The following is a 25,415-nucleotide window of genomic DNA, read 5'->3' as shown; positions in this document are numbered from 1 at the left end:
ATGATCAGCAAAACTAATACTTTTGAATTATTCAGATATCAAATTCTACCCGTAGATAGATATTTTCAAGGCGATTTATTTAGTGGAGCTAATAACATTGAAGATATCATTGCTCGTAAGAACTCTTTCTTTAAAGACGCTCTTGTAGGACAAAAAGATTTTTCAAATCAGACCTGTAAAACTGCGGTTAAGCTTTTACATCAGGAAGAAGATTTCTTCTTATATAGACTAGCACATAACAAAACACTACATCTTGAAACTCGGGATTTTAAAAACGAAGCTGTTGATAGTTGGCCATCAATCATGGTTGCAATCTGGAACCATCCAGAAAAGCAATACATTGCTGTACAGAAACGTACAACTGCGTTTGCAAAATGTGAAACGGTGGCGAAGTTAATCCTTGAAAAACTTGAACCTCAATTAACACACTTTCACCTCCGTGCAATCTATGAGCCTTTATTTGAGAAACAGCAATTTTGGACACTCTTAAGGCGGCATAGAGGGAAAATAAAATCAGTTGATTTTGAAATAATAACCCCTAACATGGCAAATATATCAGGCACATTACCTGATGATTTAAAACTATTCGCAAAATGCACCAATTCAACTCGAAACCATTTGAAAATTGAATCGGAACCAGATGCAGCGCTTTACTTAGAAGAAGATAATGCAGCCCTTAAGGGTTTAGTTGACTATAGCAGTGAAGGAGGTGGCAACATTTCAGTTAAAATAGATGGAATTAAAAAGCATCATCAAACCTCTCGCACAGTTAAAGAGTTAACATTAGGAGAAATAGAGATGACTGGCGGTGCAGAACAACTAGCCTCAATTTTAAAAGAGTTACTCAAATGATTTCGCATATTGTAAAAACTTCATTCTTAGCATTAGGTATCGGCTTTATCGCTGAAATTCTAAACCTGTGGCTTTGTTCTGAGTTTCTACATAAGTTTCTTAGTGAAAATTTAATAACAATTCTTATTGCATTGTTGGCAATAAACGCAACAACAATGGGAATTGTTTTAACCAAAGTTAGAGAAATGGTTGATGCGAAAGGTGGAGCTAGTTGTTTTAAAAGAACTAGGGATCAAATGCTTCTTTCCATAAAAGAGCAGATCTCTTTAATTGTTATTTCTATCATAGTTTTAAGCGTAAAAGGTTCTATTCATATATCTTCAATTGAAAACTTACCATTGCTTTTAAATGTTTTGATTATTGGAGTTTTTGCCTACTCGCTACTTGTGCTTTATGATACTGCAAAAAGTGTCCTTATCATTATCGACCATGAAGAATAATTAGAAGAATTAATCACCTACAATATTTTAAGAACACCTACAGCAAGTTATATATCCCGAATCACTTCAAATCCAATAAATCCCCAAGTTCAGCATACTCGAACCATTACCTAATTGGGATTGAGGTCATTCGGGATTAACAATGAAAATTACAAAACACTTCTCAAAAACAGAGTTTCAATGCGCCTGCTGTGGGGAGCAAAAGATAAATTTAGGCTTAGTTATCATCCTTGAAGACCTACGCGCTCACTTCAATGCCCCCGTTTACATCAACAGCGCCTACCGTTGTGAAAAACACAATAAAGCAGTGGGAGGTGCTGAAAATAGCCAACACGTTAAAGGTAATGCCGTTGATATTGTGATGCGCGGTGTTTCACCTCGTCATGTTTATGCCTATTTAGAAGATGCACCTTATGCCAATCTTTTAGGGTTAGGGTTTTACGCAACGTTCACCCATGTAGATTTGCGTGGCACCAAAGCCCGTTGGGGGGAAGTTAATGTGGGATAACATCAAAAATATTATCGGCAGTAGCGCACCATTAATCGGCACCTTAATTGGTGGTCCTGCTGGCGCTGCCGTTGGGGGGATGGTTGCTTCTGCACTGGGTTGTGACAATACGCCCGAAGCGATAGAGCAATCGCTTAAAAGCAATCCTGATGCGTTAATCATCCTTAAAAAATTAGAATTGGATAATCAAATTCAGTTGAAAAACCTCGCCTTTAAACATGCAGAGCTTGAAAGCGATGAACGCAAACATGCACTGCAACAGCAACACGTCACTATGCAAGCTGAACTCGCCAGTCACGATGCCTATGTCAGACGCTGGCGACCGACCTTTGGTTATGCAATGTGCCTCGCGTGGTGCTTGGTTTTTTTTGGGTTGACCTATGCCATGGTCTTTCATCCAGAAAAAGCAGCTGATTTAGTGAATAGCGTGGTTGCGCTTACGCCCCTGTTTGGTATCGCGCTGTCTGTGTTGGGCATTAGCATTCATAAGCGCTCGCTTGATAAACAAGTTGCAGCAGGTATTCAACCAGTCGGCATTTTACAAGGGATAAAGCAGGCCATTGTGAAAACTGGCACACAGGGAGATATAAGCAAATGAGCGACATCATTGATAACGCCAATCAACAGAATGAAGTGTGGTTAGAAAGTCATATCGCTGCACAAAGAGCGCATAAAAACGAGCCAGTACATGTGATTGGTAACACACATTATTGCATTGATTGTAACGAGCCGATTAATCCTGAACGCGTTGCAAAAATGCCATCCGCATCTCGTTGTGTTGACTGTCAAAGCGCAATAGAGAAAAAGGAAAAGCACTTTGTTTGAATTTATTGGGAAATACTGGGTACAAATCTATGCGCTTTTGTCTGTTATTTTTTATGGCACAACGTGGGCGATGAGAAAAACTTACGCTAGCAAAACACATGTTGATGATTTAGAGCGACGAATTACCCAAGTTGTCAATGATGTCAAGCAGTTGCCAACAGATAAAGACATGCACCAACTCGCACTAAAAATAGTTGAAATAGGCGGAAAAATGGATGGTGTGTCAGTGCAGTTATCAAAACTACAGCGCACTACCGAAATGTTGGTTGAAAACGAAATACAGGGAGAAAAAAGATAATGTCGATGAAACAGATCATGCAAGAGCATCAACGCTTGGTGGTTTTGCGCTTATTAAGTGAAGACTTAGGTTATGACTTAAATGAGTCAATTTTACAAGATGGCCTTGGTGTTTATAGCCTTTCTATTAGTCGCGACGCACTGAGAACACAGTTAGCATGGCTTGAAGAGCAAGATTGCATTGAGTTGACGGTATTACAAAACGGCACTCATTTAGCCAAATTAACCTCTCGTGGTTTGGATGTTGCAAAAGGATTGGCAATTCAACCAGGCATTAAGCGTCCACGTCCGGGGGAATAATATGAGCGATAAAGCCACGCGTGGAAAGCGCTCTAAAATTGATTTGCTTCCTGATGACGTTAAAAAACTGTTAGATAGCTTATTGCGTAACAGTAAGCATTCACAAAAAGAGATCGTCGAGGCGGTGCATAGCTACATTGACGAACAAGGTTATGACGAAAGCATTAAACCTTCAACATCGGGCGTTAACCGCTATTCATCGAAGATGGAAAAAGTAGGTAAAAACCTACGTGAAATGCGTGAAATATCACAAGTATGGGTCGCTGAATTGGGCGACAAACCAACGGGTGAAGTCACTAAGTTAGTGCTTGAAATGGGCCGTTCTCAGTTATTTAAAGCGATGATGAACAGCGATGGTGATACTGACGTTGATGTTGGCATGATTAAAGATGTGATGCTTGCATGTCAGCGCTTAGAGCAAACCGCCATGCTCTCTCATAAGCGTGAAAAAGAGATCCGCAAAGCTTTTGCAGAAGAAGCTGCCGCGGTGGCTGATAAAGTAGTGAAAGCAGCTGGCTTAACCAAAGAAGCCGTTGACCAGCTGAAAGCTGAAATATTAGGGATTGCCTAATGGCACAACCAGATCTTACCAAACCCAATATATTTGATGGCACCTCTTTTGATGAAAAGGAAGTGCTATTAGGTTATCAAAAGCGTTGGATTGCTGATGAATCACCTTTAAAGATTGCCGAGAAATCACGTAGAACCGGTTTAACTTGGGCGGAAGCAGCTGATGGAGTATTGACCGCCTCAGCACAAAAAGCGCACGGTGGTTGTCATCATTTTTACGTTGGCTCAAACAAAGAGATGGCGCGTGAATTTATTGATGCAGCCGCTATGTGGGCCAAGGTATTCAATAAAGCCGCAGGCGAAATTCAAGAAGAAGTATTCATCGATGCAGGTGATGGTAAAAGCGGAGACAAGGAGATATTAACCTTTGTTATCTACTTTGCCAGTGGCTTTAAAATTCAAGCGCTATCAAGTAACCCATCAAACCTACGGGGTATGCAAGGTAACGTGACCATTGATGAAGCCGCCTTTCATGACAGACTCGCGGAAGTATTAAAAGCCGCCTTAGCCCTGACTATGTGGGGCAGTAAAATTCGCTTAATCAGTACCCACAACAGCGTTGATAACCTCTTCAACCAACTGATTCAAGATAGTCGAGCAGGTAAAAAAGATTACAGCGTGCATACCATCACCCTTGATGATGCCTGCGCGGATGGGCTTTATAAACGTATCTGCCAAATCACTAAAAAGCCCTGGTCGCAACAAGCGCAAGACGATTGGATTGCAGGGCTACTCAAAGCCACAGCCAGTAAAGAAGATGCGCTAGAAGAGTATTACTGTGTGCCCAAGCAAGGCGGTGGCGCTTACCTGTTGCGAAGCCACATTGAACAGGCAATGAACGCCGATTACCCCATTGTTAAATATGAAGCAGGCGATGAGTTTATTACGTGGAGCAAGCACCGTCGCGAGTTAGAAATTGAAACATGGTGCGATGAAGTTTTAGCGCCCTTGCTTGAAACCTTGAATGATGACCATAGCCATTCCTTTGGGGAAGATTTCGCCCGTAAAGGCGATTTAACCGTTTTGATTCCGATGGAAATCCGCAAAGATTTAAGCAAACACGTGCCGTTTCAAGTAGAGCTGCGCAACCTGACCTACGACCAACAGCGACAAGTACTGTTTTATATGCTCGATTCTATCCCTCGCTTAGTGGGCATGGCCTTTGATGCAACGGGTAATGGCGGTTATTTAGCCGAGCAAGCGTTACTGAAATACGGCGCGGAGATGGTCGAGTGCATCATGCTCAATGAAAAATGGTATCGCGAATGGATGCCCAAACTTAAAGCCGAGTTTGAAGATGGCAATATTCAGCTACCTAAACATGCCGACAATCTTGATGATTTACGCCATATCAAAGTGATCAACGGTGTACCGAAAATAGAGAAAGGCAAAAGCAAAGGTGAAGACGGCAAACAGCGTCATGGTGATATGGCCGTTGGGCTGGCAATGGCAAATCGTGCCAGTGAGATGGAAGGTAGCGCCATTGAGTTTGAAGCGATTCCCGAAAGCGCTTCACGCTTTGACCCGTCAAACGATGACGATGATTTTAACGAATTTCAGCCTAGAGGTTGGTAGGAAAAACAATGCTAATAGATATTCACGGTAACCCGATTAAATCGACCAAACAGCTTGAGCAGCAACAAAGCGATGAATCACAGCTTGCACACTTGCATCAACATATTGATGAGCACCCAACCAGTGGGCTAACACCTACGCGACTGGCGACCATTCTAAAAGAAGCGGAGAGCGGTCATTTAATCTCACAAATGGAACTCGCTGAAGACATTCTTGAAAAAGATGCGCATGTGTACTGTGAAGTTGAAAAACGTCGCAAAGCTTTGTTATGTGTTGAATGGGATATCACCCCACCACGCGATGCAACGCCTGCTGAAATTGAAGATGCGCAGATGATTAAGCAGTCGCTAGATGACTCGATGCTGATGGATGATGCCATTTTAGACATGGCAGATGGTATCTTTAAAGGGTTTTCATGCCTTGAAATTAAATGGCGTAAAGACAATAACCAATGGGTAATTGACGATTTGCTGTTTCGCCCACAGTCTTGGTTTCAGCTAAACCCTGAAAACCGTGAGCAAATCATGCTTCGAGATAACTCGCTATTGGGTGCTGCATTACAACCGTTCGGTTGGGTGGTGCATCAACATAAAGCAAAATCAGGCTACTTAGGGCGTGCGGGTTTAGTGCGTCAAATCGCATGGCCGTTTCTGTTTAAAAACTTATCGGTGCGTGACTTAGCGGAGTTTTTAGAGATTTATGGCTTGCCACTGCGATTAGGTAAGTACCCAAGTGGAGCAAGTAAAGAAGAAAAAGCCACGTTGTTACGCGCAGTGATGAGTATCGGGCATAACGCGGGTGGCATTATTCCCAAAGGCATGGAGCTGGACTTTCACAGTGCTGCCGTGGGTGGTGCTGAGCCCTTTGAAGCGATGATAAGCTGGTGTGAGAAGTCACAATCTAAAGCGATCATTGGTGGAACGCTGACCTCACAGGCCGATGGGAAATCATCAACCAATGCATTAGGTAACGTACATAACGAAGTGCGCTTAGAGTTTCGTAACTCCGACTTAAAGCAGATAGCCGCCACTATTACCCGTGACATTGTTTACCCGTTATACGTAATGAATGGCTCAACGTATCAATCAGAGCGCCGATTACCACGCTTTGAATTCAATCTGGTTGAGCCTGATGATATGAAAAGTGTCGCTGACTCATTACCTGCATTGGTTGGCTTAGGCGCACGTATTCCCGTAAATTGGTTACACGATAGATTACAAATTCCGATTGCCGATAAAGACGAGGCGATATTAGGCACGCCAACTGTCGAGCCGGCTAAACCAAAACAAGCAGAGTTAGTGGCATTAAGTGCCAAGGCAACCCTTCACAAAATTAAACAACTCAGTGATGAGCACGATGCCCCTAGTCAGTTCGCTAAACAATTAGGCGCACAGATGAGTGATAACCTAGACGCGATGAACCAAGCGATTTACCAGCTTGTTGAGCAAGCCAATAGCTTAGATGAGTTACAAACCTTATTGGCAGATACCCATTTATCACTGGATGATGTCACGGAGTTGATGGCGCAAGCGATGGCAACCAGTGAATTAGCGGGTCGTGCTGATGTAGCAAATGAAGCAGAGAGCGAAGCCAATGAGTAGCGCCCGTTATGGCTCGTTACCCTTTAAAGAGCAGATAGACTTCTTTCGGGCCAAGCTCAATATCAGCACAGAAGCGTGGGACGATATTTGGGGCAACGCCCATAACAGCGCATTTATGGTGGCTGGCGCAATGGAAAACGATCTGCTTAATAGTTTTCGTAAAGCGGTGGATATTGCCATTAGTGAAGGCAAAGGCATTGGCTGGTTTAAGTCTGAGTTTAACGAAATCGTAAAGAAGAACGGTTGGCAACATACGGGTAATAAAGATTGGCGTGCGCGTATCATTTACAATACCAACCTACGCCAAAGCTACAACGCAGGCCGATGGGCACAGTTGCAACAGTTTGAATTTTGGCAGTACCAACATGGCGATAGCTTTAATCCACGTATTCAGCACAAAGCGTGGCATGGTCTGACCCTGCCCAGAGATGATTCTTTTTGGCAAACGCATTTCCCATCAAATGGTTGGGGGTGTAAATGTAAAGTGTCTGGTAAACGCAAAGGCACAGATGACAAAGCACCTGATATTGAACTGGTTGATTACATCGACAAGAAAACGGGCGAAGTGATTAAAGTGCCCAAAGGGATTGATCCAAGTTTTGACTATGCGCCTCATGCAAGCGAACAATTAACGCGTCAAAAACAAAAGCTGATCGATTCTGCCGTACCTTATCAAACACCAGAGCGGATTGTGCCCACGGCATTTAGTAGTGTTGAAAAGGTGGATATTCATCGTTTAAATGATGTGTTAGATAAATTAATGTTAACGGATGCAGCCCCTCAAATTCAGCTGTTAAGTGCATTTATTAAAAAGAATAATCGCAAAACGCTATTTATTAAAGAGTCTGAAATGACGTTGAATGCACAGGCGGCTTTGATTGCTAATGACGTTGCTAAGTACCTTGATGTTGAACCTATGGATGCTTTAAAACTGTTTACTGTGAGAAGAGCAAATAAACCATTAGGCTTTACCCGTGCTGATTTTCAGCATATTGTGATCAACACTTTTTTAAACGCAGATCTTAAAAAGGTGAATACACAAGCTATACTTGATGATGTTAAGCTGATTATTCAGCAAGGTATTATGAAAAAAGGTCGTCACCATTTTGATGATGGAGATGAACGTTGGTATGCTTTTGCAGAGGCTGGCGGTGACCTCTATGACAATGAGGCTGTTTTTCTTACTTGGCTACATGAGATGGGGCATCAAGTGCATTACAAGTTAGGCGTTCCTGAGCGCCCAACTGATTTATACTTAACACGCTACGCCAACAAAGACAGCAAAGAGTGGTTTGCAGAGCATTTTACTGCTTACGTCTTAGATCGTAATGAGTTAAACAATCACTGGCCTGATATCGTGGCATGGTTTGATAATATGATGGAAAAATTAAATGAATAAGCTTTCTCTTTTACAGCAGTCAGAGTTAATTTTTAAACAAGATCCTTTAGCTGATGATGCATGGCAACAGCTTGAAGCATTAGAAGCGCAAGCGACAGGTAAAGAAAAAGAGTACATTTCTCTGAGCTTTGAAGCACTGATTGCCAGCGCCACACCTGAACAGTTTGAGCGTTGGAGCCCAGCGCCCACGATTGAAGAGATGGAAGCATTAGGGCTTAACGTATAATGGCAGGCGCATTCCTCTCAGTTGATTTAGTCGGTCAACAATCGATTGCTGATACATTGCAACAACTCGCCAACCGCACCAACAACCTCACCCCTGCACTCAGTGAAGTGGGTGAATACCTTAAAGAGATTCACGCGCAACGCTTCAAAGACCAAGTAGCTCCCGATGGCACACCTTGGCAAGCGGTGAGAGCTGAAACCTTAAAAAACAAAAAACGACCCGATCGTATATTACGTGAAGAGGGAACGCTTGCCGATTTGCTGACTTACCAGATTGGCGATCAACAACTCAGCTTTGGTACTAATATGGTTTATGGTGCGACACACCAATTTGGTCGAGAAGATGCCAATATCGTTGCGCGTGAATGGTTGGGGTTGAATAGTGAACAGGAGCAATCTGTACTCGATATCTTGGTGGGTTATATTCAAACGGCTTAAAGCTCAAAATCGCACGCTAAGCGTCGCAAACAACAAAACCACACAACGAGCGCTTTAAAAATAGTTAAACAAATCTGAGCGTTTTTAAACGGGTTTTAAACGCGGTTCTAATATAAATTGTATTTGCAAAATCCTCTGTTTCCATTTTTACGCAAAAAAGCCTTATAGCACTTCCTGAATCACTTCAATCACAACTCGATTGGCAATCTCGCTAATCTAGCCTCATGAAAAAATTAAATAGCACAAACATCGCGGCACTGGTTGCTGAAATTCTCGACGTAAATGATGGTTGGCATCAACTGCTACCTGCTGGCTTTTTTAAAGCGGTTGATGGTCGCCCTCATGATGTTGCCACTGGTCAATGGTATTTAGATGCGCAGGTTTTCGAGCAGATGAAAGCGCGCACACCGCACCAAGCTTCTGATTTGGTTATCGACTACGAACACCAGACCTTGAATGCTAAAAGCAATGGCAACCCAGCCCCTGCATCGGGATACTTCAATTTAACTGAGCTTGAATTTCGTGAAGGTGAAGGTCTATTTGTGAAGCCTCGCTTTACTGACAAAGCCCTCGCATTCATCAAAAACAAAGAATACCGCTATCTCTCTTGTGTTTTTGCATACGACACAGAGACCGGCAAACCCACTTACCTTCACAGCGCGGCATTGACTAATCGTCCTGGTGTGGATGGCATGGCCCCCCTTGCTGAACTCTCAGCACAACTTTTAATTAATTCACCTCAACACAAGGAAGCAACAATGAACAAACTGCTCATTGATATGCTCGCAAAACTGGGTATTGACCTGCCCGATGCGAACAATGTCACCCCCGAACAAGCCACGGCAGCGCTCTCTGCTCTGGATAATTTACAAACTGATGCCGCTAAGGTCGAGGGCTTAAAGACACAACTTGTTGCGTTAACGGCAGAAAGTACGGGCGTTGATTTAACAAAGTTTGTGCCCGTTGAAACCTATAACGCCTTGAACACTGAATTTGCAGCACTCAGTGCAAACAGCGGTAAAGCGCAGGTTGAAGGCTTAGTAAAGCAAGCTTTTGATGAAGGCAAAATTCGTAAAAGTGAAATGGGTTATTTAACCGATTTAGGCAATCAACACGGTATTGCTGCGCTAACGGCCTCACTCGATGTACGTGTACCGATTGCAGCACTCAATGCAACACAAACCGATGGCAAAGCCCCAACAGATAAAGTTGCTGGTCTTGCTCAACTCTCAGCAGAAGATGTTATTGCAGCCGATTTATTAGGCATTAGCCATGCAGACTTTGCTCAATCAAAAGGTGAAAAATAATGGCGTTAGTAACTCCTGCATTAATTTCAGCCCTGTTCACAGGCTTTAATCGTGAATTCCAAGGTGGCTTAACGGGTGTAGAAACGCAATACACTAAAATCGCCTCTGTTATTAAATCAAGCAGTAAAAGCAATACCTACGGCTGGTTGGGTAAATTTCCATCATTGGCTAAATGGGTCGGCGACCGTCAAATCAAGTCGATGCAAGCACACGGCTACCAAATCGTGAACGAAGATTACGAGTCAACGGTCGGTGTTGATAAGAACGATATCGAAGATGATGAGCTAGGTATCTATTCGCCACTCTTCCAAGAGATGGGTAATGCCGCCGCGATTCATCCTGATGAGTTAGTGTTTGGCATGTTGAGCGCCGGTTTCACGACCCTGTGTTATGACGGACAAAACTTCTTTGATACCGATCACCCCGTGAATGATGCCGTTGATGGCAGTGGTGCGGATGTGTCTGTGGCGAACATGATTGTCGATGGCGCTTATGTCGGTGCACCTTGGTTTATTTTGGATACCTCTCGCGCTATTAAACCACTGATTTATCAAGATCGTAAAGCACCGTCATTAGTCTCAATGACCAAGAATGACGATGAAGCGGTGTTTATGTCGCGTGAGTTCCGCTACGGCGTGGATAAACGTTGTGCGGTGGGCTTTGGTTTCTGGCAAATGGCCTTTGCGATGAAGAAAACACTGAACGGTGATTCTTTATGGGAAGCGATTGAAGCAATGCGCGCTATTAAAGGCGATGGTGGTAAAAAACTGGGTATTAAACCAACGATTCTAGTGGTCCCAACCTCACTTGAAAAAGTGGCTACGCGTTTGCTTGAGCGTGAATTAGATGCAAATAGCTCTAATGAACTCAAAGGTCGAATTGAGTTACTGGTGGCTGATTACCTTTAACCCTTACATTTTTAACTTAGTTCCCATGCTTTGCGTGGGAATTCAGACTTAACATGGAGTAAACATGAAATGGCTAACAAAAGTATTACTGTTTTTAATTCTTCCCATTCTGGCTATCGTCGTGCTGGCCTCGTCTTTAACAAAGGCGATAACGTCATCGACGATGCAACGGATGCGCAAATACACGCGATCACAAATGATAAGCGCTTGGTATTACAAGGAGCCGATAAAGCAGACACCGCTACGTCAGCGGACTTGGTGGCAGGGAATAACAGCCTACAGCAAAGCGTAGAAGGTGATGGCTCAGGTGACGCATTACCACCTGTAGTTGTACCACCTGAAAGTATCGCGTTTCTTGTTGCGATCATGCAATGGTTACAACGTGCAGGCACGTTAGAGCTGACAGGCTCAGGCGCACCTACTACAAAGTGTTTAGAAAATGCGATTGAAGATGATGTGCAAATCAGTGCAGCAATGCGTGATGAAGCGTGGAATTGGTTAAAAGAAAATCCCACTTATCAGGCAGAGCAGGAATCACCAGAAGTTGACGTGACAGAAGACGAAGTAACAGACGTTGAAACGCCTGAAACTGAGCCTGCGACAAGTGAAACTTCAGAAAGCGAAGGTAACGCCTAATGTATTGCAGTGTGAACGAGATGGCTAAGCGGTTCGGCCAAAAAGAGCTAGACAAATTAGCGCGAGCTGATGATAACTCCTTTGATGCCACGCAGGTTGAGCAAGCCATTACGGATGCCACAGACCGTATCGACGGTTATTTAGCCTCTCGTTATACACTGCCGTTTATTAGCGTTCCCACCGTGCTGAACCGTTTGTGTGCGGATATGAGTCGTTACTTTCTCTATGACAGTAACGCGCCAGAGCAAATCAAAACACGTTACGACGAAGCGATTAGCTTTCTGAAAAGTGTTAGCACTGGACAAGCATCATTAGGACTTACCGATGATAACAGCACTCCCGAAAGTAATGATCTGGCGGAAATACAATCCGCAGGCACTTTGTTTGGGCGTGCTGACTCAAAAGGGTTTATCTGATGAACTATTTAGCCTTGGGGGAATTGTTGATCTCGCGTTTAACCGATATCACCGAGTTTATTGATGTGCTATCAGGCGAACAGCTCAGCAAAGTCACGGAAGAGAACCTTAGTACCCCTGCTGCGCATGTTGTGTACCTTGGTGATGCGATTGATAAAACAGCCCAAGGCGGTGTTATCAGCAAAATCAAACAACGCTGGATGGTGGTCATTGCGGTGCAGACCTTTGATAGCCGTGATGCTCAGCAAGAAGCGGGTGAATTAATGGGCAAGGTATTTGAGCAATTACAAGGCTGGAAGCCTGCCCCTGAGTTCACCAATTTACACCGTGAAAGCGCAGGCACGCCACCCCTTTACAAAAATGGCTACGGCTATTTTCCCTTACTTTTTACAACCCACATGACCATTAAAGGAAAACGAACATGAGTGAATCTACAGGCCTGCTCTGTGCAGGTAACTTTTACCTTGAGAAGCTAAACGCCCAAGGTATCGGCGGTGGCTTAATCGGACCGATTAATACCACTAAACTTGAAATTAAACCCACCAGTGAAGATAAAACTCGTAAATCCACTAAAAAAGCCAATTTTGGGCAAACAGCGGATAGTGTAACGATTCCTGGCGCAACAGAAATTAGTATTGCCCTCGATGAACAACCCACTGAAGTAGTTGAAATTGCCCTTAATGGGACCAGTGAAGCGATCAATGTTGGCGCAGGTAGTATCACTGAAGAGTCGGTAGTCTTAGTAAAAAATCGTTGGACAGAGTTTTCACTGAGCAATGTTGTTTCTGATGGATTGGTTATTACTGACACTGATAATGCCGATGCACCGTTAGTGGTTGGTGACGACATTGAAATCAACTACCAGATGGGCATGGTCAAGCCGATTGCAGGCGGCGCAGTGGAAGATGGCGGTAACATCAAAATCACTGCCACCTCAAATGCGATCACCGGCACACGTGTTAAAGCAGGCGCTGCATTAGGCACTAAATACCGTGTTTTATTAGATGGTCAAAACCTTGCTAATGGCAAAAACGTTAAGCTTACCGTGGGTAAATGTACGCTTTCAGCTAGTAACGGCACGGACTTTATGGCGGGTGATTTTGTCAGCACCGAGCTATCGGGCCAAATCGAATTGAGCGCACAAGGTGTGGCTCCGTACTTCTTTGATGAAACGGATGCATAAGTAGAGAGTCGTCATGAGTAATTTATCCTTATCCCTTAATATTGATACGCGCACCACTGGCAGTGAAAGCCTTAAAAAACTCTCTGGTTTGATTGATGAGCTAGGTGAAGAGGCACAGCACACCCACGGTGAGGCGAAGCAGTTAGGGGCGAGGATAAATGAACTTGAGCAACAAAAAGGGGCAATCGCCTCTTTTCGTTCGCTTAAAAAAGAGCTGGGTGAAACCACCGCTAGGCTTGAACAGGCAAAAGCGAAAGCCACGGCATTAGGCCGTGAAATGGGCGAAACTGATAAACCCACTAAAGCGCTTAGCAAATCATTTAACGATGCCAAGAAAAAACTCACTGCACTTAAAACCGCAGAACAGCAGCAAACCCAATCATTACAAGCGATGCGCGGACAGCTTGAGCAATCTGGTATTAAGACCAATCAGCTTAATAACGCCCAAAAGCAGTTAGCTATCCAGTTGCGCGCTACTGACCAGTGGGCAGAGATGTTAAGCAATGAGCTTGAACATCAAAAACGCACGCTTGATAAAACAGCCACTTCAACAGAAAAACTTACCACTAAAAATAAGAAAACTAACCAAAGTTTCAAAGAAGTGACCACGGGTGGTAAAGGCTTTAACGGTCAACTCAATAAAATTACCACAGGGTTGGTTGCTGCAGGTGCTGCCTATGTGGGTATTAATACCGTTACTGGTAGCATTAAAGACCTATTAGCAACGGGTGGTAAGTTTGAAAAATTAGATACACAGATGCGTGGCATCATGGGCAGTATTGAAGCGGGTGATAAAGCAACCGAGTGGGTGAAAGACTTTGCTAAAAATACGCCACTGCAATTAGATGGTGTGACTAAAGCATTCATTAAAGCCAAAGCCTACGGACTCGATCCGATGGATGGCACGCTCCAGGCATTAACCGATTCAGTCTCAAAATTAGGCGGAGGTCAAGAAGAGCTTGAAGGTGTTGTATTAGCCGTTGGCCAAGCATGGAGCAAACAAAAGCTACAAGCTGAAGAAGTTAACCAGCTCGTTGAGCGCGGCATCCCTGTTTGGTCATTACTTGAAACGGCGCTAGGAAAAACCACCGCTGAACTTCAAAAAATGAGCGAAAAAGGTCAAATCGGCCGTAAAGAGATGAAACTGCTGATTGATGAGATGGCAAAATCATCGGCTGGTAGTGCTAAAGCGATGATGACCACCTGGGACGGCATTGTCTCTAACTTGTATGACAACATTGATAAAGTTAAAAATACCATCGCTAAAGCGGGTCTGCTTGATACCTTCAAAGCGGAGCTGTCTGGCATTAGCACTGCGATTGATGAGATGGCCGCCGATGGTTCATTGCAAACCTATGCCAAAGAGATAAGCGATGCGATTGTAGGCACATTAAAAACCCTGAAAAATGGGCTAGTGACTGTTTATGAGTGGCGTGAGGAATTAGCCACGCTTGCAAAAGTGGTGTTAGGCATCAAATTAGCCTCTATGTTCGGTGGGTTCGTTAGTAGCGCAGCAACCGCGACGACTGCATTAGCTGGATACAGTGCAGGATTACTGGCAACTGCGAGTAGTGCTAAAGCATTTACCCTTTCAATTGGTGGTATCGGCCTTGCGATTGCGGCAGGACACTTTGCAATCACCGAAGTGACTAAATACCTCATTGATTATGACAAATCCATCAATGCGGCTAAAGAGTCACAAGCTCGTTTAGTTGAATCAAATAAAGAAGTAAAAGCCAAATTCGCAGAATTCAGTGAACAAGTTGGCATCACCATCAAAGATATCGATCAGCTTGACCAGTTGATTGAGCAGGGGGTGATTGCGTGGGATAACACTGCAAATGCTTACGTCAATGTAGCGAACGCAGCCAAAGCGAAAGCAGACGCGATTAGAAAAGCACGCCAAGAAGAAAAACAAGCAATCCTTGATGCTAGCCCAATGCTTGCGCAGATTGATGCGATTAGCACTGCTATCACCAATCAAGTTAGCGCAATAGAAACCGCCGCATCATCGAACAAATTAGGCGAATGGGCGGAACAATTTTTTATTCAGTTTAACCCTGCATCCATTGAGCAAGTAGCAACATTAACTGGCACGCTAGATGAGATAAACAGTCGTAGTGACCAGTTAGGTAATAAGTTACAAAGCCAATTAATTGATAAATTAAAGGATCTAACGGGTACGCAGTTACTTGCTTTTCAGCAATCAGCACATAAAGCCTTTGAGCAAGGCCATTTAAGTGCGGACGAACTAAGCGATACATTAACAATTAGTTTGTCTTCTGCACTGAAGAAAGTCGCTGTCGATGCTCAGGTGGTAAATGGTGAATTTACCGATATGGGCGTTGATATTGTCAATACCTTTGATGCGATTGTTAGTAACGCAAATGCTTCTTCTGCTGTTATTAAAACTGCCTTTAATGCGGCTTTAAATAAGGTTTCAACACAGGCCGATTTAAACGAATTAAGCACCTCATGGGAGAATTACGCAAAATCTGCCAAGTTGTCAGCCGATGAGTTAGCCCTTGGTTTATTAGAAACCAAAGTAAAAGCGCAGGATTTAACCGGCGCTTATGACTTACTGGGTATCACCTCCGCTGAAAAATTAGCCCTGACCGCGGAGCGTCATAAACAAGCTTACGAACAGATTAAAATCCATTCTGCTAATACGAACGATCATAAGTTAGCGGTGTTAGCCTGGGCGGAAGCTGAAATAGAAGCTGCAACAGCGCAAGGCAGAAGCGTTGACCAATCAGTAGTGCAACAAGCCGCTATTTTAGGCGTCACGCTTGAAATTGATAAGCAAAATAAAGCACTAAACGAACAAGGCAAGCAGCTCGATAAAAACAGGGACAAATATATAAACCGAGCTGCAGCCAGCAAAAGTATTGTTGATGCTGCCGTTGAAGAGCGTAATGCGACAAAGGATACCAGTGAAGCGGTAAAAGAAGGTGGTGACATTATTGTTAATGTTACCAACCGCACAGTTGATGCAAGCGTTTCAATGGCTGGCGCATTCATGGCGGTCGCTGACCAAGCCGACTTAACACAGCTGAGTATTGGCGGGTTAGCGGATAAAATAGAAGAGCTTGAGGGACGTATTTACCAGAATCGTCAAGTTCACAGTGAGTGGTTTAGTGATATGGCTCGCGATCAGATTGTGCTTGACCAGCAATCTCTGAAAATTGCACGCCAAACAAAAACACTACGTGAATTAGAGCAAGCGTTCGGGGCGACTGAAAACCCAACACTGGCAATGATTAATAATACTGAGCATGCAATTGGTAGCTTAAACCGTTTAGATTCAAGTCAGCTTTCTGCGCTTCATAGCCAGTTAGATAGCGCGCGTCAAAAACTAGAATCACTAAAAGCCAGTGCTGAGTCTGCATTAAATAGTGTTCAGGATGAAGTTGATCGGATTGCTGGTAATGAAGCAGCTATCGAAAAGCGTAAGTATGAAACTAAATTAGCTTCATTAAATAACCAGTTACGTGATGCAAAGCTATATCAAGATACACAATCGATTAATTCTTTAAAAGAAGCAATTCGTTTAACAGAACAGCTATACAAACAAAAGCTAACGGCAATTAAAACTGAAAATAAAAATCAAACTCAAGCACAAAACGCCAATATTTCATCACCTGTTTCAGCGTCACAGCAAACTGTGGTAGTAAAGTTAGAGCTTGGCTCTCAGTCAGCGAATATTCAAACCAATGAGGCGGGTAAAGATGATTTATTACGCTTGTTACAACAAAGTAAATTAACAACTATATAATCATTTTACGCATCATCACGAAGCGCCTCAATCCCCCTCGCCCCTCCATTTTTGCAATACTAATTCCACACCAATATAGGATTTAGTATTGCATGATTTCATTAGATGGCATTGAACTACCAGATGGTTTGCGATGGCAAGCTGATTTGAATTACTGCCCCATTAAACAAGAAGGCAAGCCCTCTATTACGGGCCGACTGGTGCTAAACCGTGGGCGTATGAAAGATGGACGCCCGATTGTTTTGACCAGTGGCAACGCCTGGGCCCCATATTCAAAAATAAAGCTACTCAGTGCATTGCGCCTTACCCCAACAATGATGCAACTCAGCTATCACGGCACGATTTACAACGTGCGTTGGGATTATGCAGATGCAGAGCATTTTGTTGCTACCCCTTTAGTTGAACACACCGACGAACCTACTGACGACGATATCTACCTGCTCCCACTTATTAAACTAATTGAGGTTCTAGATTAAATGCCAATATACAAATCAGATATAAAACTATTTGCCTCCAAAGTCATGACCGATGAAAGTGATGGCGGCGGTGAAATGACGGGCAATGAGATAATTTCAGGCGAGCATAATAGTATCTTTCCTGATGTATCCGACCTCGATAGAGCCTACGGCGTAGTCAATATTCGTAGCGTTCATGCTGCGGTTAAAAGTGCCTTGGCTGAGACTTATTTTGGTGCGACTGTTGGCGTATTAAAGCAACCAGACGATCCCAATGTTTCTATCACGTTAATGAGCCAAAATTCACCTTACGTTATGCGTGACGAGTCCCGCAACGTTATCGAAAGCTATCTTGCGCGCGGCGTAAAATGGCAAGGGGAATTGATGTACGATCAATTAAAAGGCTCTCGCTCTATCCGTCTCATTCAGCGCATCGGCATCAAATTACCTGTTAGCGGTGAAGTGTTAGTGGCAACCGACAAACAAACAGGTAATGAACAATTCGTTAAAATAGTGAATGTGCAATCAGCGCTTCAAAGCTTTTCCTATCCCGGTGTGCCAGATTTCACCCGCCGCGTTGTGACTTGTGAAATATCCGAACCGCTACGTTATACATTCAAAGGTGTTGAACCCAGTCCGTATGATCCCATTAGCAGTAATAGCGCGTGTTATGAAACGATGGTTGCCGATGCAGCAAAATACTACAGCGTAAAACCGCTACGCGAAGATGCCCAATTTGCAGCTAACGAAGTCACGGTGCCGAGTGTTTATAATCAACTTGTACCGAGCGCGTTAATTGAAACCGCGCATGTAAACAAACCCATTGTTGATACGATGGAGATCACCATTAAAAGCAATTCGGCAGGGACGCGCAGCGTTTTAGCACCTGTTTCTCTCGAATCGCAGCTATTACAAGTTACCAAAGAGAATCAAGGCTATGTTTACACGCAAACTCTTGTTCCTACACCATCCCTAGGTACTGTAATAGTATCATACATGGTACAGGGGAAATGGTATGAATTACGCGACCGCGGGGACGGAGTCTTGGAAGGTTTTGACGAAAGCTATGGGACTGGACAGCTCGATGAATTCGGTAATATTGCAATCACACTTGGCGCATTGCCTGATGTAGATAGCCCTATCTTATACCAGTGGGCCAATACCAGTATTACAACAAGACTAATCACTGATATTGCCGCTGATGCAGGATTTAACGTTAATCTGCCAAGCTATCCGCAAGCCGACACGTTAACAATTACGTGGGATGATAAAATGGCAACCGTGAGCAATAACATTATTAGCGGCGATGCAGCGGGCGTCGTTCGAGGGAGAAAAGTTTCATTAATACCCAATGCCTTGCCACCGGTTGGAACCGCTTATCAATTTGATTGGACAAATAAGGCGAATAATAACAGCTATAACTTGCCGTTGAATCCATCAAACAATAAATTAACTTTTACATTAGATGGCAGCACAGACATTAGCCCTAACTCTGTTGAGATAAATTACCCCGTTTCACCAGCAGGCTATCTTGTTACCGATGGACGAGAAAATTTTCAAGATGAATTTATTCAAGTTCATATTATTGATGATGGTAGCGGCAATCTAACTTACAACGGTAATGCGGTTGGTACTATTGATTACCAAACCCGTGAATGTGTGATTAATACCGGTTTTAACGTTGAAGCGATTGCGATTGAATGGACCAAAAACCGTTTAAGTTTTTATGGTCAAGACACCTATAAACGCACCAAATTAACGACTGTTACCGTAATGGGCGAAATTATTGCATTACCACACCATATTAATATTGCGTATACCAATATTAATATAGGCTCTGAAGTAGGTACTCATATTGAAACGCCTGTGTCAATTAACGTTAATATCCAAACAGGTGGCTTTAATGTGATGGCATCCTCGCTTGAATTTATCTTGGCTGGGCTTACATATACAACGATTGGTAATACATTGTACGCGGGGAACTCAAGCAGGAACAATTAACCTTGTTAGCGGTGAATGTGAATTAACGTACTGGGACTCAGGCAGCACAGACGTTGCCTTGGTTGCTGGTTTACTAAAAGCGGCGTTACCAGATAAAACACAAGATCTCGCTTTTGTGACAGCAGGAAATCCCGTTGCCTCTCTTTCATTACAAATAAACGCGATTGCCGCTGATGGTACACCTATTAACTGTACCGTTGATGCCGATGGTAATATTTTAGGTAACGGATTTAGCGGCAAAATAAATTATCAGTTAGGTGTGGTTGAAATCGTTAACTCGATGCAGCTTGATAGCAGTTCCATCAAATACAATTGTGTATCGTACAACTATTTGCCTCTTGATGCCGACCAATTAGGACTCGATCCAATTCGTTTGCCGAGCGATGGCCGTGTAGTTATTTTCAGTAAGGGCGATGTGTGCGTCATTCACCAGGATGAAACAATTACAAAAACCGTTGCCGTTAATGAAGTTGTTAATTTGCCACACGTCCGACTAACAGAATTAACCGTAACCGGTGCCGATTACACTGCCGATTTAGATGCCGGAACAGTAACATTTACAACGGAAGGTGCGGTTACTATTACTTACCGATTTGAAGATATGTTCTTAGTGACGGATGTTGATATTTCCGGTCGCTTAAAAACATCGCGGCCATTAACTCATGCCTACGATGCCGATAAAGCGATGGTTTCCAGTGTGTTGATTGCCGGTGATTTGTTTGCGAGATACACAAATCTGTTTGATCAATCAACGTGGACTGGAGAATTTAGTGATGAACTCATAGGTGGTGAACCTGCCGCTGAATATAACGACACTATTTACCCGTTAATTATGACTAATGACGGTGCAATCACTGAGCGCATGGCCATTGTTTTCACATCCAGCACAAACTTTAAATTGATTGGTGAACATATAGGACAAATTGCCGTGGGGGATGTTAATACCAACTTTGCGCCTATTAATCCAATTTCCGGCAAACCGTACTTTACGCTCAATAAATTAGGCTGGGGAACGGGCTGGGCGACCAATAATGTATTGCGATTTAATTCCATTGGCGCTGTTTATCAGCTTAATGTTATCCGCACTATCTTACAAGGTGAGTCAGAAAACCCGATAGATACAGACACTTTTGCTCTGCAAATACGCGGCAATATCAATAAAGAGGTTGCCTAATGAAAGCACAAATAAAAAAAGCAGGGTTTGGTTTTTCCATCAATGCTGTTGTTGATGTGGTATGCGATGTAGACAACAAGAATTTATTCGTTAAATCAAAACACCTAGCTCGTTCAATCCCAAAATCAGCAGTAGAAATTATCAAGGAAATTACACAATGAAAACATATCCAGTTAAGTTTTATAACGACAAAATGCAAGGCGCACCAACGCATGAAGCATACGGTCTAAAACAGTTGATAAATACGTTAACACCTGTTTTGGTAACAGGGTTTGGCGAGACTGTTTGTGATTCGTTAGTGTTTGACGCAACAAAAGGATGGGCTAAAGCAACTTTTGCGAGTGGTCATAAGTTCCAAAAGCACAGCGTCATTGAAATATTAAACGCCAGTGTTGCAGACTATAACGGTGAGCACCGCATTATGTTGATCGATACAAACAACGTTTGGTTTGAGTTAGACACAGTGCCAAGTGGTGACGCAACTGGCTCAAGCATGAAATACCCATCGCTAGGATGGGAAATCACACATGAAAGCGGCAATGGTGAACAGGTTATTTACGCACCAAAAGGCGATCAGGGTGACGTTAGCTTATATATTGATAACAGCGAGTATAGCGGTGTAAAAGTAGGTTATGGGCGCACAGCAAGAGTAATCATGGTTACTGATGTAGTTGATATCAACACATGGACTAAATGCTTTACAGCTAATGAAAACGCAGATTATTGGCAAAGCGGTGGTGATAATGAGGTAAATATAAACGGGAATGGAGCTGATCGTTTTGCTTGGCAATTGATTGGCAATGGTTCGATATTTAACTACCTACCAGCTATGGCTCATCAACAATACAGATATTGTGGGTACACGGCAGGTTATATCGACTCTTATCGTGTGGCAGATCGCTTTCATTTTGTAATGTTTTGTGGACACGCTAAATCCACTCAGTTATCTGGTAATTCTTGGGGTTACAAAGGGACTGCCGCAAATTATTGTCAAATAGCTAGGGATCACCACCAGCAGTCTGGCGATTGTGTTGCTTACGTTCCATCTATTTCATCTTCTACTGCTAATGTACAATTTAGTCAGTCATCGCCAAATGTAGTTGATAATGGCTTCTACGTTAGCGGTGAAAATCAAATGGTGCTAACTAAAGCAGGGTCTACTTATCTTAGTCACACTAATAACCATGACAGTGCAATTAGAGGAGAAATGCCAATATTGAGAGAGGTGATTGCGAGAATTAGCAGCGGATTCATAGAAAAAAATAACTCACTGCTTTACATAGAGCAGCAGTGTTCAGCGGTTAATTCCACACAAAGTGGTGACTCATATGAAAAAACTTGCGCTTTTGATATTTCAACGGTTGAGGTGTAGTTATGGGGATTCCTTTGGATTTGGGCGATATTATAGTACGGTTTACACCAGACTCTTTGCCTGTTTTCTCAAATAGCAACCAAACAAAAGAGGAGGCTTACCCTAGCCCCACGGTTAGCTTTCAGATTCTTGAGTGTGGCGAGTTAACCAGCTTCCCGACACACGACAGGCTAACGCTAATTGATCCTAATGGCGAACAATACCCAGCAGGTAGAATCAAAGGAACGGTAAAACTGCAAGGAACACCAGTATCGAAAAAGGTGATGTGCTTTACGCAATACGGTCAAATTGTTGCTGAGACTTACAGTGATAAGTTTGGTAACTTTGAGTTTACTGAGTTGCGCCACGATAAAAAGTACATGATAACGGCTCAAGCAGGTCATGAACCTAATGAACCACCAGAACATCACCCTGATACCGTAGGCTACATGACACCAGAGGTTTACAAGTTATGAACTTGAGTTTAAGTTTGAAAACCAAAAGGGCGCAAGCGTTGGTTGATGAAATAGACTCAACCAACGGCAAGCTAAATATGCTTAGCATAGGCGGTGAAGTAATTGTGTCTTTGCCGTTTGCTATACCTTGCGCTTACGCTGTTGAGGATGGGGTAATTACTTTTAATCCTATCACCGAGCAAATGGCGCTACTTAGCTTGGAAGTGTCGAGAGCTGAAATAGTGAGTGATACAGATGGAGTTATCGCAACATTATCCGTTACTGATGCAGATGGCAATGGTGACATAAAACTTAGTCGCACGATGTTTTTTGCAGGGGATTTATTCAAAATGACAAACTGGACTGTATCAGAGCTATGAGCAACGAGCTATCTTTCAGTAAAGCATGGTCTGATGAAGCAACGCTTGATATTGGTGGTAACAGTGGTGAACCCATTGATGTGCCTCAATGGTCAGGCGAGGCTGATTTAAACCTTGAATTTGCGTGGGATAGCGAACCAGAGCTTGAGTTTGTCAGGGTTAATCCGATCCCCCCGACTAATGTTTGGTCGGATAAAGCAGACTTAGATATTGTAAAAGTGTGGTCTGCTGATGTGGATCTTGATATTAGCCCTATTGACGATAGCGATAAGCCACCTGTAACAATTATTGAGGGCATGGGCGAGTCTTATCTTGCATCGCCTATCACCGATTCAACTACGTTTGTTTTTGTAACTGGAGAGTCACACGCAACACTTGATGGTGTATCAACCAACTCAGAAACGAACATTGATATTAATGTTTACCGTGGAATTAGTTTAATAACTGAGTCAAAAACCAGTAATGGAACTAATGTTGATTGTGCGAATGAAAGTCTATTTAGCGATAGTCCAAAACAGCACAACTCAAACGTAGTTAGTATTTTTGATGGTGAAAAATTGGCTAACGGCATCGTTCACTTGGCTTACAACTCACCAAAACTCAGTGATAGCAAAGAGGTTGGGTTTTTTGATGGCGAAAAGCTAGCAAGCAATGAGATCGTTCATCTAGAGAATAGGATGAGCGATATTGACAGTGCCAAATTAATTCAATTTAATGATGCACCAAAACTCAATGCCGACCAATTATCATCACTGTACAAGCACCCACCAAGAGCTGATTGTGAAAGATCATCTCTATGGTTAGATGCTGAGAAATACCATAGAGAGTGGAACTCAGGTTTTGAAAGTGGCTTGCCAATAAAAAGAGAGTGGCTAAGTTACTACGAGGATGCGATAGACCCAACTGGTATAAGGCCAGTTTACCCCATTGAACCCCCATTACCATTGCCAGAGACATTGGCTGATTTAGATATAAAAGTGTTATGGTCTAAATTAGCCGATTTGAATTTGTACGAATAGAACTGGATGCGTTAATTATTATGAATGAAATAGATATTTTTCATGTGGCCAGTGATGGCAAAAAAACAGCTATTCACCCTATAAATGCCACCCTCGACTTTGATATAGATTCATTTGTATGGAGCTTCAATGGGCAATTGTTAGGCAAAGATAACCTGTCATTTTTAACTCATCGCGCCAAGTTTGAGATCAATGTAAATGGTCATCAATTACGCTTCACATTGCGAGAATTTAGTAGAGCAGGCAGTTTTGCTAATGATGCTTATTCATTTACATGTGTAACTAATTCTCAATGGTTAGGTCAGCCGTTTGCCGCGCTGCATAACGGCACAGTTGATAACCCAATCGGAGCATGGCAATTAGTCGAAGAAAAGTTTGCAACTGAAGCCTTTACTTTAAACAGATCATTAACGCCAGAATGGACGCTGCAGACTGATTCATTTAGTTACTTAAATAAATCACCAATCGAACTAGCATTGCAAGTCGCACAAGCATGCGGCGCAATACTTCAACCAGATAAGCTAGAGAACATTATTCATGTGCAACCGCGTTATAAAACCAGTCCATGGAATTGGCATGCGTTAACCAATGAAGAATGTGATCATGTTATTAATGCCGATTATGTAGATACAGAATCAAGCAATGATAACACTACGCCACAAGCCAACAGCGTGTTAGTCAGTGGTGAAACCCATGGCGTGATCACCGAAGTGGTGAAAGCAGGAACCGCTGGCGATGTTCGTGCTAAAGATGTGCTAAGTCCATTATCACAAGATCACAATGTTAATGCAGAGCTAGCGCGTAATATCATTGCAGACAGCGGCGAGCAGGAGGTTCTTGGTTTGAATATTCCATTGTTACCGCCTGATTCATCGTTTGGGTTGCTATTACCAGGGGAAATAATCCGTGTCATTTACCCGGATAAAACCATTACAGGGTTATGTCTCAGCAACAGCGTACCGATTCAATCAATCACAGACGTTTCTCAAACCGTAAAATTGGAGCTAAATAATGGCTACAGTTAATATCACCAAACAGTTTAAATCACTGCTAACCGAAACCGTTCGTTTTCGTGCAAAGGTGTTGCTTATTGATAACGGCTTAAATCGCGTGAAAGTACAATGGGGCCAATCATCTTTGTGGGTAACAGCCATAGAAGCGCTGGCTGTTGATGATCAGGTATTGGTGGAAGATAATAAAGTAGTAACCAAGTTGCCAGAACTGCCTTTTGCGCAAATAGCGATAATTTAATTTAAACGCACATTAAGCATGATTTAAGCATTGATTAATTTTTCTATATTGTGACATCAATCACCTCAGAAAAC

At 43.0% G+C, this 25,415-nt stretch carries 30 protein-coding genes; all 30 read left to right on the top strand.

What is annotated here, in order from left to right:
* The 30 genes from AB2N10_RS01855 to AB2N10_RS01710 all read left to right on the top strand — a co-directional run bounded on the left by AB2N10_RS01855 (position 1) and on the right by AB2N10_RS01710 (position 25,341).
* A complete protein-coding gene (locus AB2N10_RS01855; protein WP_354624858.1) occupies positions 1 to 852 on the top strand; it encodes a hypothetical protein in 852 nt (283 codons plus the stop codon).
* On the top strand, positions 849 to 1,292 hold the full coding sequence (locus AB2N10_RS01850) for a hypothetical protein (protein WP_354624857.1): 444 nt from the start codon (positions 849 to 851) through the stop codon (positions 1,290 to 1,292). The genes AB2N10_RS01855 and AB2N10_RS01850 overlap by 4 nt, the downstream gene beginning before the upstream one ends.
* Positions 1,293 to 1,434: 142 nt before the next feature.
* Positions 1,435 to 1,800, top strand: coding sequence for a D-Ala-D-Ala carboxypeptidase family metallohydrolase (locus tag AB2N10_RS01845; protein WP_354624856.1), 366 nt, complete (start codon positions 1,435 to 1,437; stop codon positions 1,798 to 1,800).
* Positions 1,790 to 2,398, top strand: a complete 609-nt coding sequence (locus tag AB2N10_RS01840) for a 3TM-type holin (protein WP_354624855.1) — start codon at positions 1,790 to 1,792, stop codon at positions 2,396 to 2,398. Before AB2N10_RS01845 ends, AB2N10_RS01840 begins: the two co-directional genes overlap by 11 nt.
* Positions 2,395 to 2,625, top strand: coding sequence for a TraR/DksA C4-type zinc finger protein (locus AB2N10_RS01835; RefSeq protein ID WP_354624854.1), 231 nt, complete (start codon positions 2,395 to 2,397; stop codon positions 2,623 to 2,625). Before AB2N10_RS01840 ends, AB2N10_RS01835 begins: the two co-directional genes overlap by 4 nt.
* A complete protein-coding gene (locus tag AB2N10_RS01830; RefSeq protein ID WP_354624853.1) occupies positions 2,618 to 2,923 on the top strand; it encodes a DUF2730 family protein in 306 nt (101 codons plus the stop codon). Before AB2N10_RS01835 ends, AB2N10_RS01830 begins: the two co-directional genes overlap by 8 nt.
* Positions 2,923 to 3,222, top strand: coding sequence for an ArsR family transcriptional regulator (locus AB2N10_RS01825; RefSeq protein WP_354624852.1), 300 nt, complete (start codon positions 2,923 to 2,925; stop codon positions 3,220 to 3,222). The genes AB2N10_RS01830 and AB2N10_RS01825 overlap by 1 nt, the downstream gene beginning before the upstream one ends.
* Position 3,223: 1 nt before the next feature.
* Positions 3,224 to 3,793 carry a DUF3486 family protein gene (locus tag AB2N10_RS01820; RefSeq protein ID WP_369434225.1) on the top strand — a complete coding sequence of 190 codons (570 nt, stop codon included), beginning with the start codon at positions 3,224 to 3,226 and terminating at the stop codon, positions 3,791 to 3,793.
* Positions 3,793 to 5,367 (top strand): terminase family protein, encoded by a 1,575-nt coding sequence (locus AB2N10_RS01815; RefSeq protein ID WP_369434224.1) that lies wholly within the window; start codon positions 3,793 to 3,795, stop codon positions 5,365 to 5,367. Before AB2N10_RS01820 ends, AB2N10_RS01815 begins: the two co-directional genes overlap by 1 nt.
* Positions 5,368 to 5,375: 8 nt before the next feature.
* Positions 5,376 to 6,968 carry a DUF935 domain-containing protein gene (locus AB2N10_RS01810; protein ID WP_369434223.1) on the top strand — a complete coding sequence of 531 codons (1,593 nt, stop codon included), beginning with the start codon at positions 5,376 to 5,378 and terminating at the stop codon, positions 6,966 to 6,968.
* Positions 6,961 to 8,367, top strand: coding sequence for a phage minor head protein (locus AB2N10_RS01805; protein WP_354624847.1), 1,407 nt, complete (start codon positions 6,961 to 6,963; stop codon positions 8,365 to 8,367). Before AB2N10_RS01810 ends, AB2N10_RS01805 begins: the two co-directional genes overlap by 8 nt.
* Entirely contained in the window at positions 8,360 to 8,593 is a 234-nt protein-coding gene (locus AB2N10_RS01800; RefSeq protein ID WP_354624846.1) for a hypothetical protein, read from the top strand. Before AB2N10_RS01805 ends, AB2N10_RS01800 begins: the two co-directional genes overlap by 8 nt.
* Positions 8,593 to 9,030, top strand: coding sequence for a phage virion morphogenesis protein (locus tag AB2N10_RS01795; RefSeq protein WP_354624845.1), 438 nt, complete (start codon positions 8,593 to 8,595; stop codon positions 9,028 to 9,030). Before AB2N10_RS01800 ends, AB2N10_RS01795 begins: the two co-directional genes overlap by 1 nt.
* Before the next feature lie 224 nt (positions 9,031 to 9,254).
* Entirely contained in the window at positions 9,255 to 10,337 is a 1,083-nt protein-coding gene (locus AB2N10_RS01790; RefSeq protein ID WP_354624844.1) for a phage protease, read from the top strand.
* Positions 10,337 to 11,245 carry a Mu-like prophage major head subunit gpT family protein gene (locus tag AB2N10_RS01785; protein ID WP_354624843.1) on the top strand — a complete coding sequence of 303 codons (909 nt, stop codon included), beginning with the start codon at positions 10,337 to 10,339 and terminating at the stop codon, positions 11,243 to 11,245. Before AB2N10_RS01790 ends, AB2N10_RS01785 begins: the two co-directional genes overlap by 1 nt.
* Before the next feature lie 69 nt (positions 11,246 to 11,314).
* Positions 11,315 to 11,881, top strand: a complete 567-nt coding sequence (locus AB2N10_RS01780; protein WP_354624842.1) for an HI1506-related protein — start codon at positions 11,315 to 11,317, stop codon at positions 11,879 to 11,881.
* Positions 11,881 to 12,297 carry a phage protein Gp36 family protein gene (locus tag AB2N10_RS01775; RefSeq protein ID WP_354624841.1) on the top strand — a complete coding sequence of 139 codons (417 nt, stop codon included), beginning with the start codon at positions 11,881 to 11,883 and terminating at the stop codon, positions 12,295 to 12,297. Before AB2N10_RS01780 ends, AB2N10_RS01775 begins: the two co-directional genes overlap by 1 nt.
* On the top strand, positions 12,297 to 12,722 hold the full coding sequence (locus AB2N10_RS01770; protein WP_354624840.1) for a hypothetical protein: 426 nt from the start codon (positions 12,297 to 12,299) through the stop codon (positions 12,720 to 12,722). The genes AB2N10_RS01775 and AB2N10_RS01770 overlap by 1 nt, the downstream gene beginning before the upstream one ends.
* Positions 12,719 to 13,480 (top strand): hypothetical protein, encoded by a 762-nt coding sequence (locus tag AB2N10_RS01765; RefSeq protein WP_354624839.1) that lies wholly within the window; start codon positions 12,719 to 12,721, stop codon positions 13,478 to 13,480. Before AB2N10_RS01770 ends, AB2N10_RS01765 begins: the two co-directional genes overlap by 4 nt.
* A gap of 13 nt (positions 13,481 to 13,493) precedes the next feature.
* The gene (locus tag AB2N10_RS01760; RefSeq protein ID WP_369434222.1) at positions 13,494 to 17,255 is read left to right on the top strand and encodes a tape measure protein; all 3,762 of its coding nucleotides are present in this window, start codon (positions 13,494 to 13,496) and stop codon (positions 17,253 to 17,255) included.
* Between the two features lie 92 nt (positions 17,256 to 17,347).
* The gene (locus tag AB2N10_RS01755) at positions 17,348 to 17,731 is read left to right on the top strand and encodes a hypothetical protein (protein WP_354624836.1); all 384 of its coding nucleotides are present in this window, start codon (positions 17,348 to 17,350) and stop codon (positions 17,729 to 17,731) included.
* On the top strand, positions 17,732 to 19,711 hold the full coding sequence (locus tag AB2N10_RS01750) for a hypothetical protein (RefSeq protein ID WP_369434221.1): 1,980 nt from the start codon (positions 17,732 to 17,734) through the stop codon (positions 19,709 to 19,711). It abuts the gene before it with no gap.
* On the top strand, positions 19,632 to 20,885 hold the full coding sequence (locus tag AB2N10_RS01745) for a hypothetical protein (protein ID WP_369434220.1): 1,254 nt from the start codon (positions 19,632 to 19,634) through the stop codon (positions 20,883 to 20,885). Before AB2N10_RS01750 ends, AB2N10_RS01745 begins: the two co-directional genes overlap by 80 nt.
* Positions 20,885 to 21,046, top strand: coding sequence for a hypothetical protein (locus tag AB2N10_RS01740; protein ID WP_354624833.1), 162 nt, complete (start codon positions 20,885 to 20,887; stop codon positions 21,044 to 21,046). Before AB2N10_RS01745 ends, AB2N10_RS01740 begins: the two co-directional genes overlap by 1 nt.
* Positions 21,043 to 22,257, top strand: a complete 1,215-nt coding sequence (locus AB2N10_RS01735; RefSeq protein WP_354624832.1) for a hypothetical protein — start codon at positions 21,043 to 21,045, stop codon at positions 22,255 to 22,257. Before AB2N10_RS01740 ends, AB2N10_RS01735 begins: the two co-directional genes overlap by 4 nt.
* A gap of 2 nt (positions 22,258 to 22,259) precedes the next feature.
* Positions 22,260 to 22,712 (top strand): hypothetical protein, encoded by a 453-nt coding sequence (locus tag AB2N10_RS01730; protein ID WP_354624831.1) that lies wholly within the window; start codon positions 22,260 to 22,262, stop codon positions 22,710 to 22,712.
* Positions 22,709 to 23,071, top strand: coding sequence for a hypothetical protein (locus AB2N10_RS01725; RefSeq protein ID WP_354624830.1), 363 nt, complete (start codon positions 22,709 to 22,711; stop codon positions 23,069 to 23,071). Before AB2N10_RS01730 ends, AB2N10_RS01725 begins: the two co-directional genes overlap by 4 nt.
* Complete coding sequence (locus tag AB2N10_RS01720; RefSeq protein WP_369434219.1) at positions 23,068 to 24,090, top strand: hypothetical protein; 1,023 nt, start codon at positions 23,068 to 23,070, stop codon at positions 24,088 to 24,090. The genes AB2N10_RS01725 and AB2N10_RS01720 overlap by 4 nt, the downstream gene beginning before the upstream one ends.
* A gap of 20 nt (positions 24,091 to 24,110) precedes the next feature.
* Positions 24,111 to 25,115, top strand: coding sequence for a hypothetical protein (locus AB2N10_RS01715; protein ID WP_369434218.1), 1,005 nt, complete (start codon positions 24,111 to 24,113; stop codon positions 25,113 to 25,115).
* Positions 25,102 to 25,341, top strand: coding sequence for a hypothetical protein (locus tag AB2N10_RS01710; protein ID WP_354624827.1), 240 nt, complete (start codon positions 25,102 to 25,104; stop codon positions 25,339 to 25,341). Before AB2N10_RS01715 ends, AB2N10_RS01710 begins: the two co-directional genes overlap by 14 nt.
* Positions 25,342 to 25,415: the final 74 nt, after the last annotated feature.

This window comes from Psychromonas sp. MME1 (genome assembly GCF_041080865.1).
In the GTDB taxonomy this organism is placed as follows: Bacteria; Pseudomonadota; Gammaproteobacteria; order Enterobacterales; family Psychromonadaceae; genus Psychromonas.
The sequence above is the reverse complement of the archived record's forward strand: the minus strand, read 5'-3'. Positions and strand labels throughout refer to the sequence as shown.

Excerpts from the sequence above, each read along its gene's own strand:
- AB2N10_RS01740 (WP_354624833.1), top strand. The coding sequence starts at position 20,885 with ATGAAAGCACAAATAAAAAAAGCAGGGTTTGGTTTTTCCATCAATGCT.
- AB2N10_RS01765 (WP_354624839.1), top strand. The coding sequence starts at position 12,719 with ATGAGTGAATCTACAGGCCTGCTCTGTGCAGGTAACTTTTACCTTGAG.
- AB2N10_RS01850 (WP_354624857.1), top strand. The coding sequence starts at position 849 with ATGATTTCGCATATTGTAAAAACTTCATTCTTAGCATTAGGTATCGGC.
- AB2N10_RS01785 (WP_354624843.1), top strand. The coding sequence starts at position 10,337 with ATGGCGTTAGTAACTCCTGCATTAATTTCAGCCCTGTTCACAGGCTTT.
- AB2N10_RS01775 (WP_354624841.1), top strand. The coding sequence starts at position 11,881 with ATGTATTGCAGTGTGAACGAGATGGCTAAGCGGTTCGGCCAAAAAGAG.
- AB2N10_RS01750 (WP_369434221.1), top strand. The coding sequence starts at position 17,732 with ATGCCAATATACAAATCAGATATAAAACTATTTGCCTCCAAAGTCATG.
- AB2N10_RS01835 (WP_354624854.1), top strand. The coding sequence starts at position 2,395 with ATGAGCGACATCATTGATAACGCCAATCAACAGAATGAAGTGTGGTTA.
- AB2N10_RS01710 (WP_354624827.1), top strand. The coding sequence starts at position 25,102 with ATGGCTACAGTTAATATCACCAAACAGTTTAAATCACTGCTAACCGAA.
- AB2N10_RS01770 (WP_354624840.1), top strand. The coding sequence starts at position 12,297 with ATGAACTATTTAGCCTTGGGGGAATTGTTGATCTCGCGTTTAACCGAT.
- AB2N10_RS01805 (WP_354624847.1), top strand. The coding sequence starts at position 6,961 with ATGAGTAGCGCCCGTTATGGCTCGTTACCCTTTAAAGAGCAGATAGAC.
- AB2N10_RS01810 (WP_369434223.1), top strand. The coding sequence starts at position 5,376 with ATGCTAATAGATATTCACGGTAACCCGATTAAATCGACCAAACAGCTT.
- AB2N10_RS01820 (WP_369434225.1), top strand. The coding sequence starts at position 3,224 with ATGAGCGATAAAGCCACGCGTGGAAAGCGCTCTAAAATTGATTTGCTT.
- AB2N10_RS01720 (WP_369434219.1), top strand. The coding sequence starts at position 23,068 with ATGAGCAACGAGCTATCTTTCAGTAAAGCATGGTCTGATGAAGCAACG.
- AB2N10_RS01755 (WP_354624836.1), top strand. The coding sequence starts at position 17,348 with ATGATTTCATTAGATGGCATTGAACTACCAGATGGTTTGCGATGGCAA.
- AB2N10_RS01840 (WP_354624855.1), top strand. The coding sequence starts at position 1,790 with ATGTGGGATAACATCAAAAATATTATCGGCAGTAGCGCACCATTAATC.
- AB2N10_RS01780 (WP_354624842.1), top strand. The coding sequence starts at position 11,315 with ATGGCTAACAAAAGTATTACTGTTTTTAATTCTTCCCATTCTGGCTAT.
- AB2N10_RS01800 (WP_354624846.1), top strand. The coding sequence starts at position 8,360 with ATGAATAAGCTTTCTCTTTTACAGCAGTCAGAGTTAATTTTTAAACAA.
- AB2N10_RS01825 (WP_354624852.1), top strand. The coding sequence starts at position 2,923 with ATGTCGATGAAACAGATCATGCAAGAGCATCAACGCTTGGTGGTTTTG.
- AB2N10_RS01735 (WP_354624832.1), top strand. The coding sequence starts at position 21,043 with ATGAAAACATATCCAGTTAAGTTTTATAACGACAAAATGCAAGGCGCA.
- AB2N10_RS01760 (WP_369434222.1), top strand. The coding sequence starts at position 13,494 with ATGAGTAATTTATCCTTATCCCTTAATATTGATACGCGCACCACTGGC.
- AB2N10_RS01725 (WP_354624830.1), top strand. The coding sequence starts at position 22,709 with ATGAACTTGAGTTTAAGTTTGAAAACCAAAAGGGCGCAAGCGTTGGTT.
- AB2N10_RS01855 (WP_354624858.1), top strand. The coding sequence starts at position 1 with ATGATCAGCAAAACTAATACTTTTGAATTATTCAGATATCAAATTCTA.
- AB2N10_RS01715 (WP_369434218.1), top strand. The coding sequence starts at position 24,111 with ATGAATGAAATAGATATTTTTCATGTGGCCAGTGATGGCAAAAAAACA.
- AB2N10_RS01790 (WP_354624844.1), top strand. The coding sequence starts at position 9,255 with ATGAAAAAATTAAATAGCACAAACATCGCGGCACTGGTTGCTGAAATT.
- AB2N10_RS01795 (WP_354624845.1), top strand. The coding sequence starts at position 8,593 with ATGGCAGGCGCATTCCTCTCAGTTGATTTAGTCGGTCAACAATCGATT.
- AB2N10_RS01815 (WP_369434224.1), top strand. The coding sequence starts at position 3,793 with ATGGCACAACCAGATCTTACCAAACCCAATATATTTGATGGCACCTCT.
- AB2N10_RS01730 (WP_354624831.1), top strand. The coding sequence starts at position 22,260 with ATGGGGATTCCTTTGGATTTGGGCGATATTATAGTACGGTTTACACCA.
- AB2N10_RS01845 (WP_354624856.1), top strand. The coding sequence starts at position 1,435 with ATGAAAATTACAAAACACTTCTCAAAAACAGAGTTTCAATGCGCCTGC.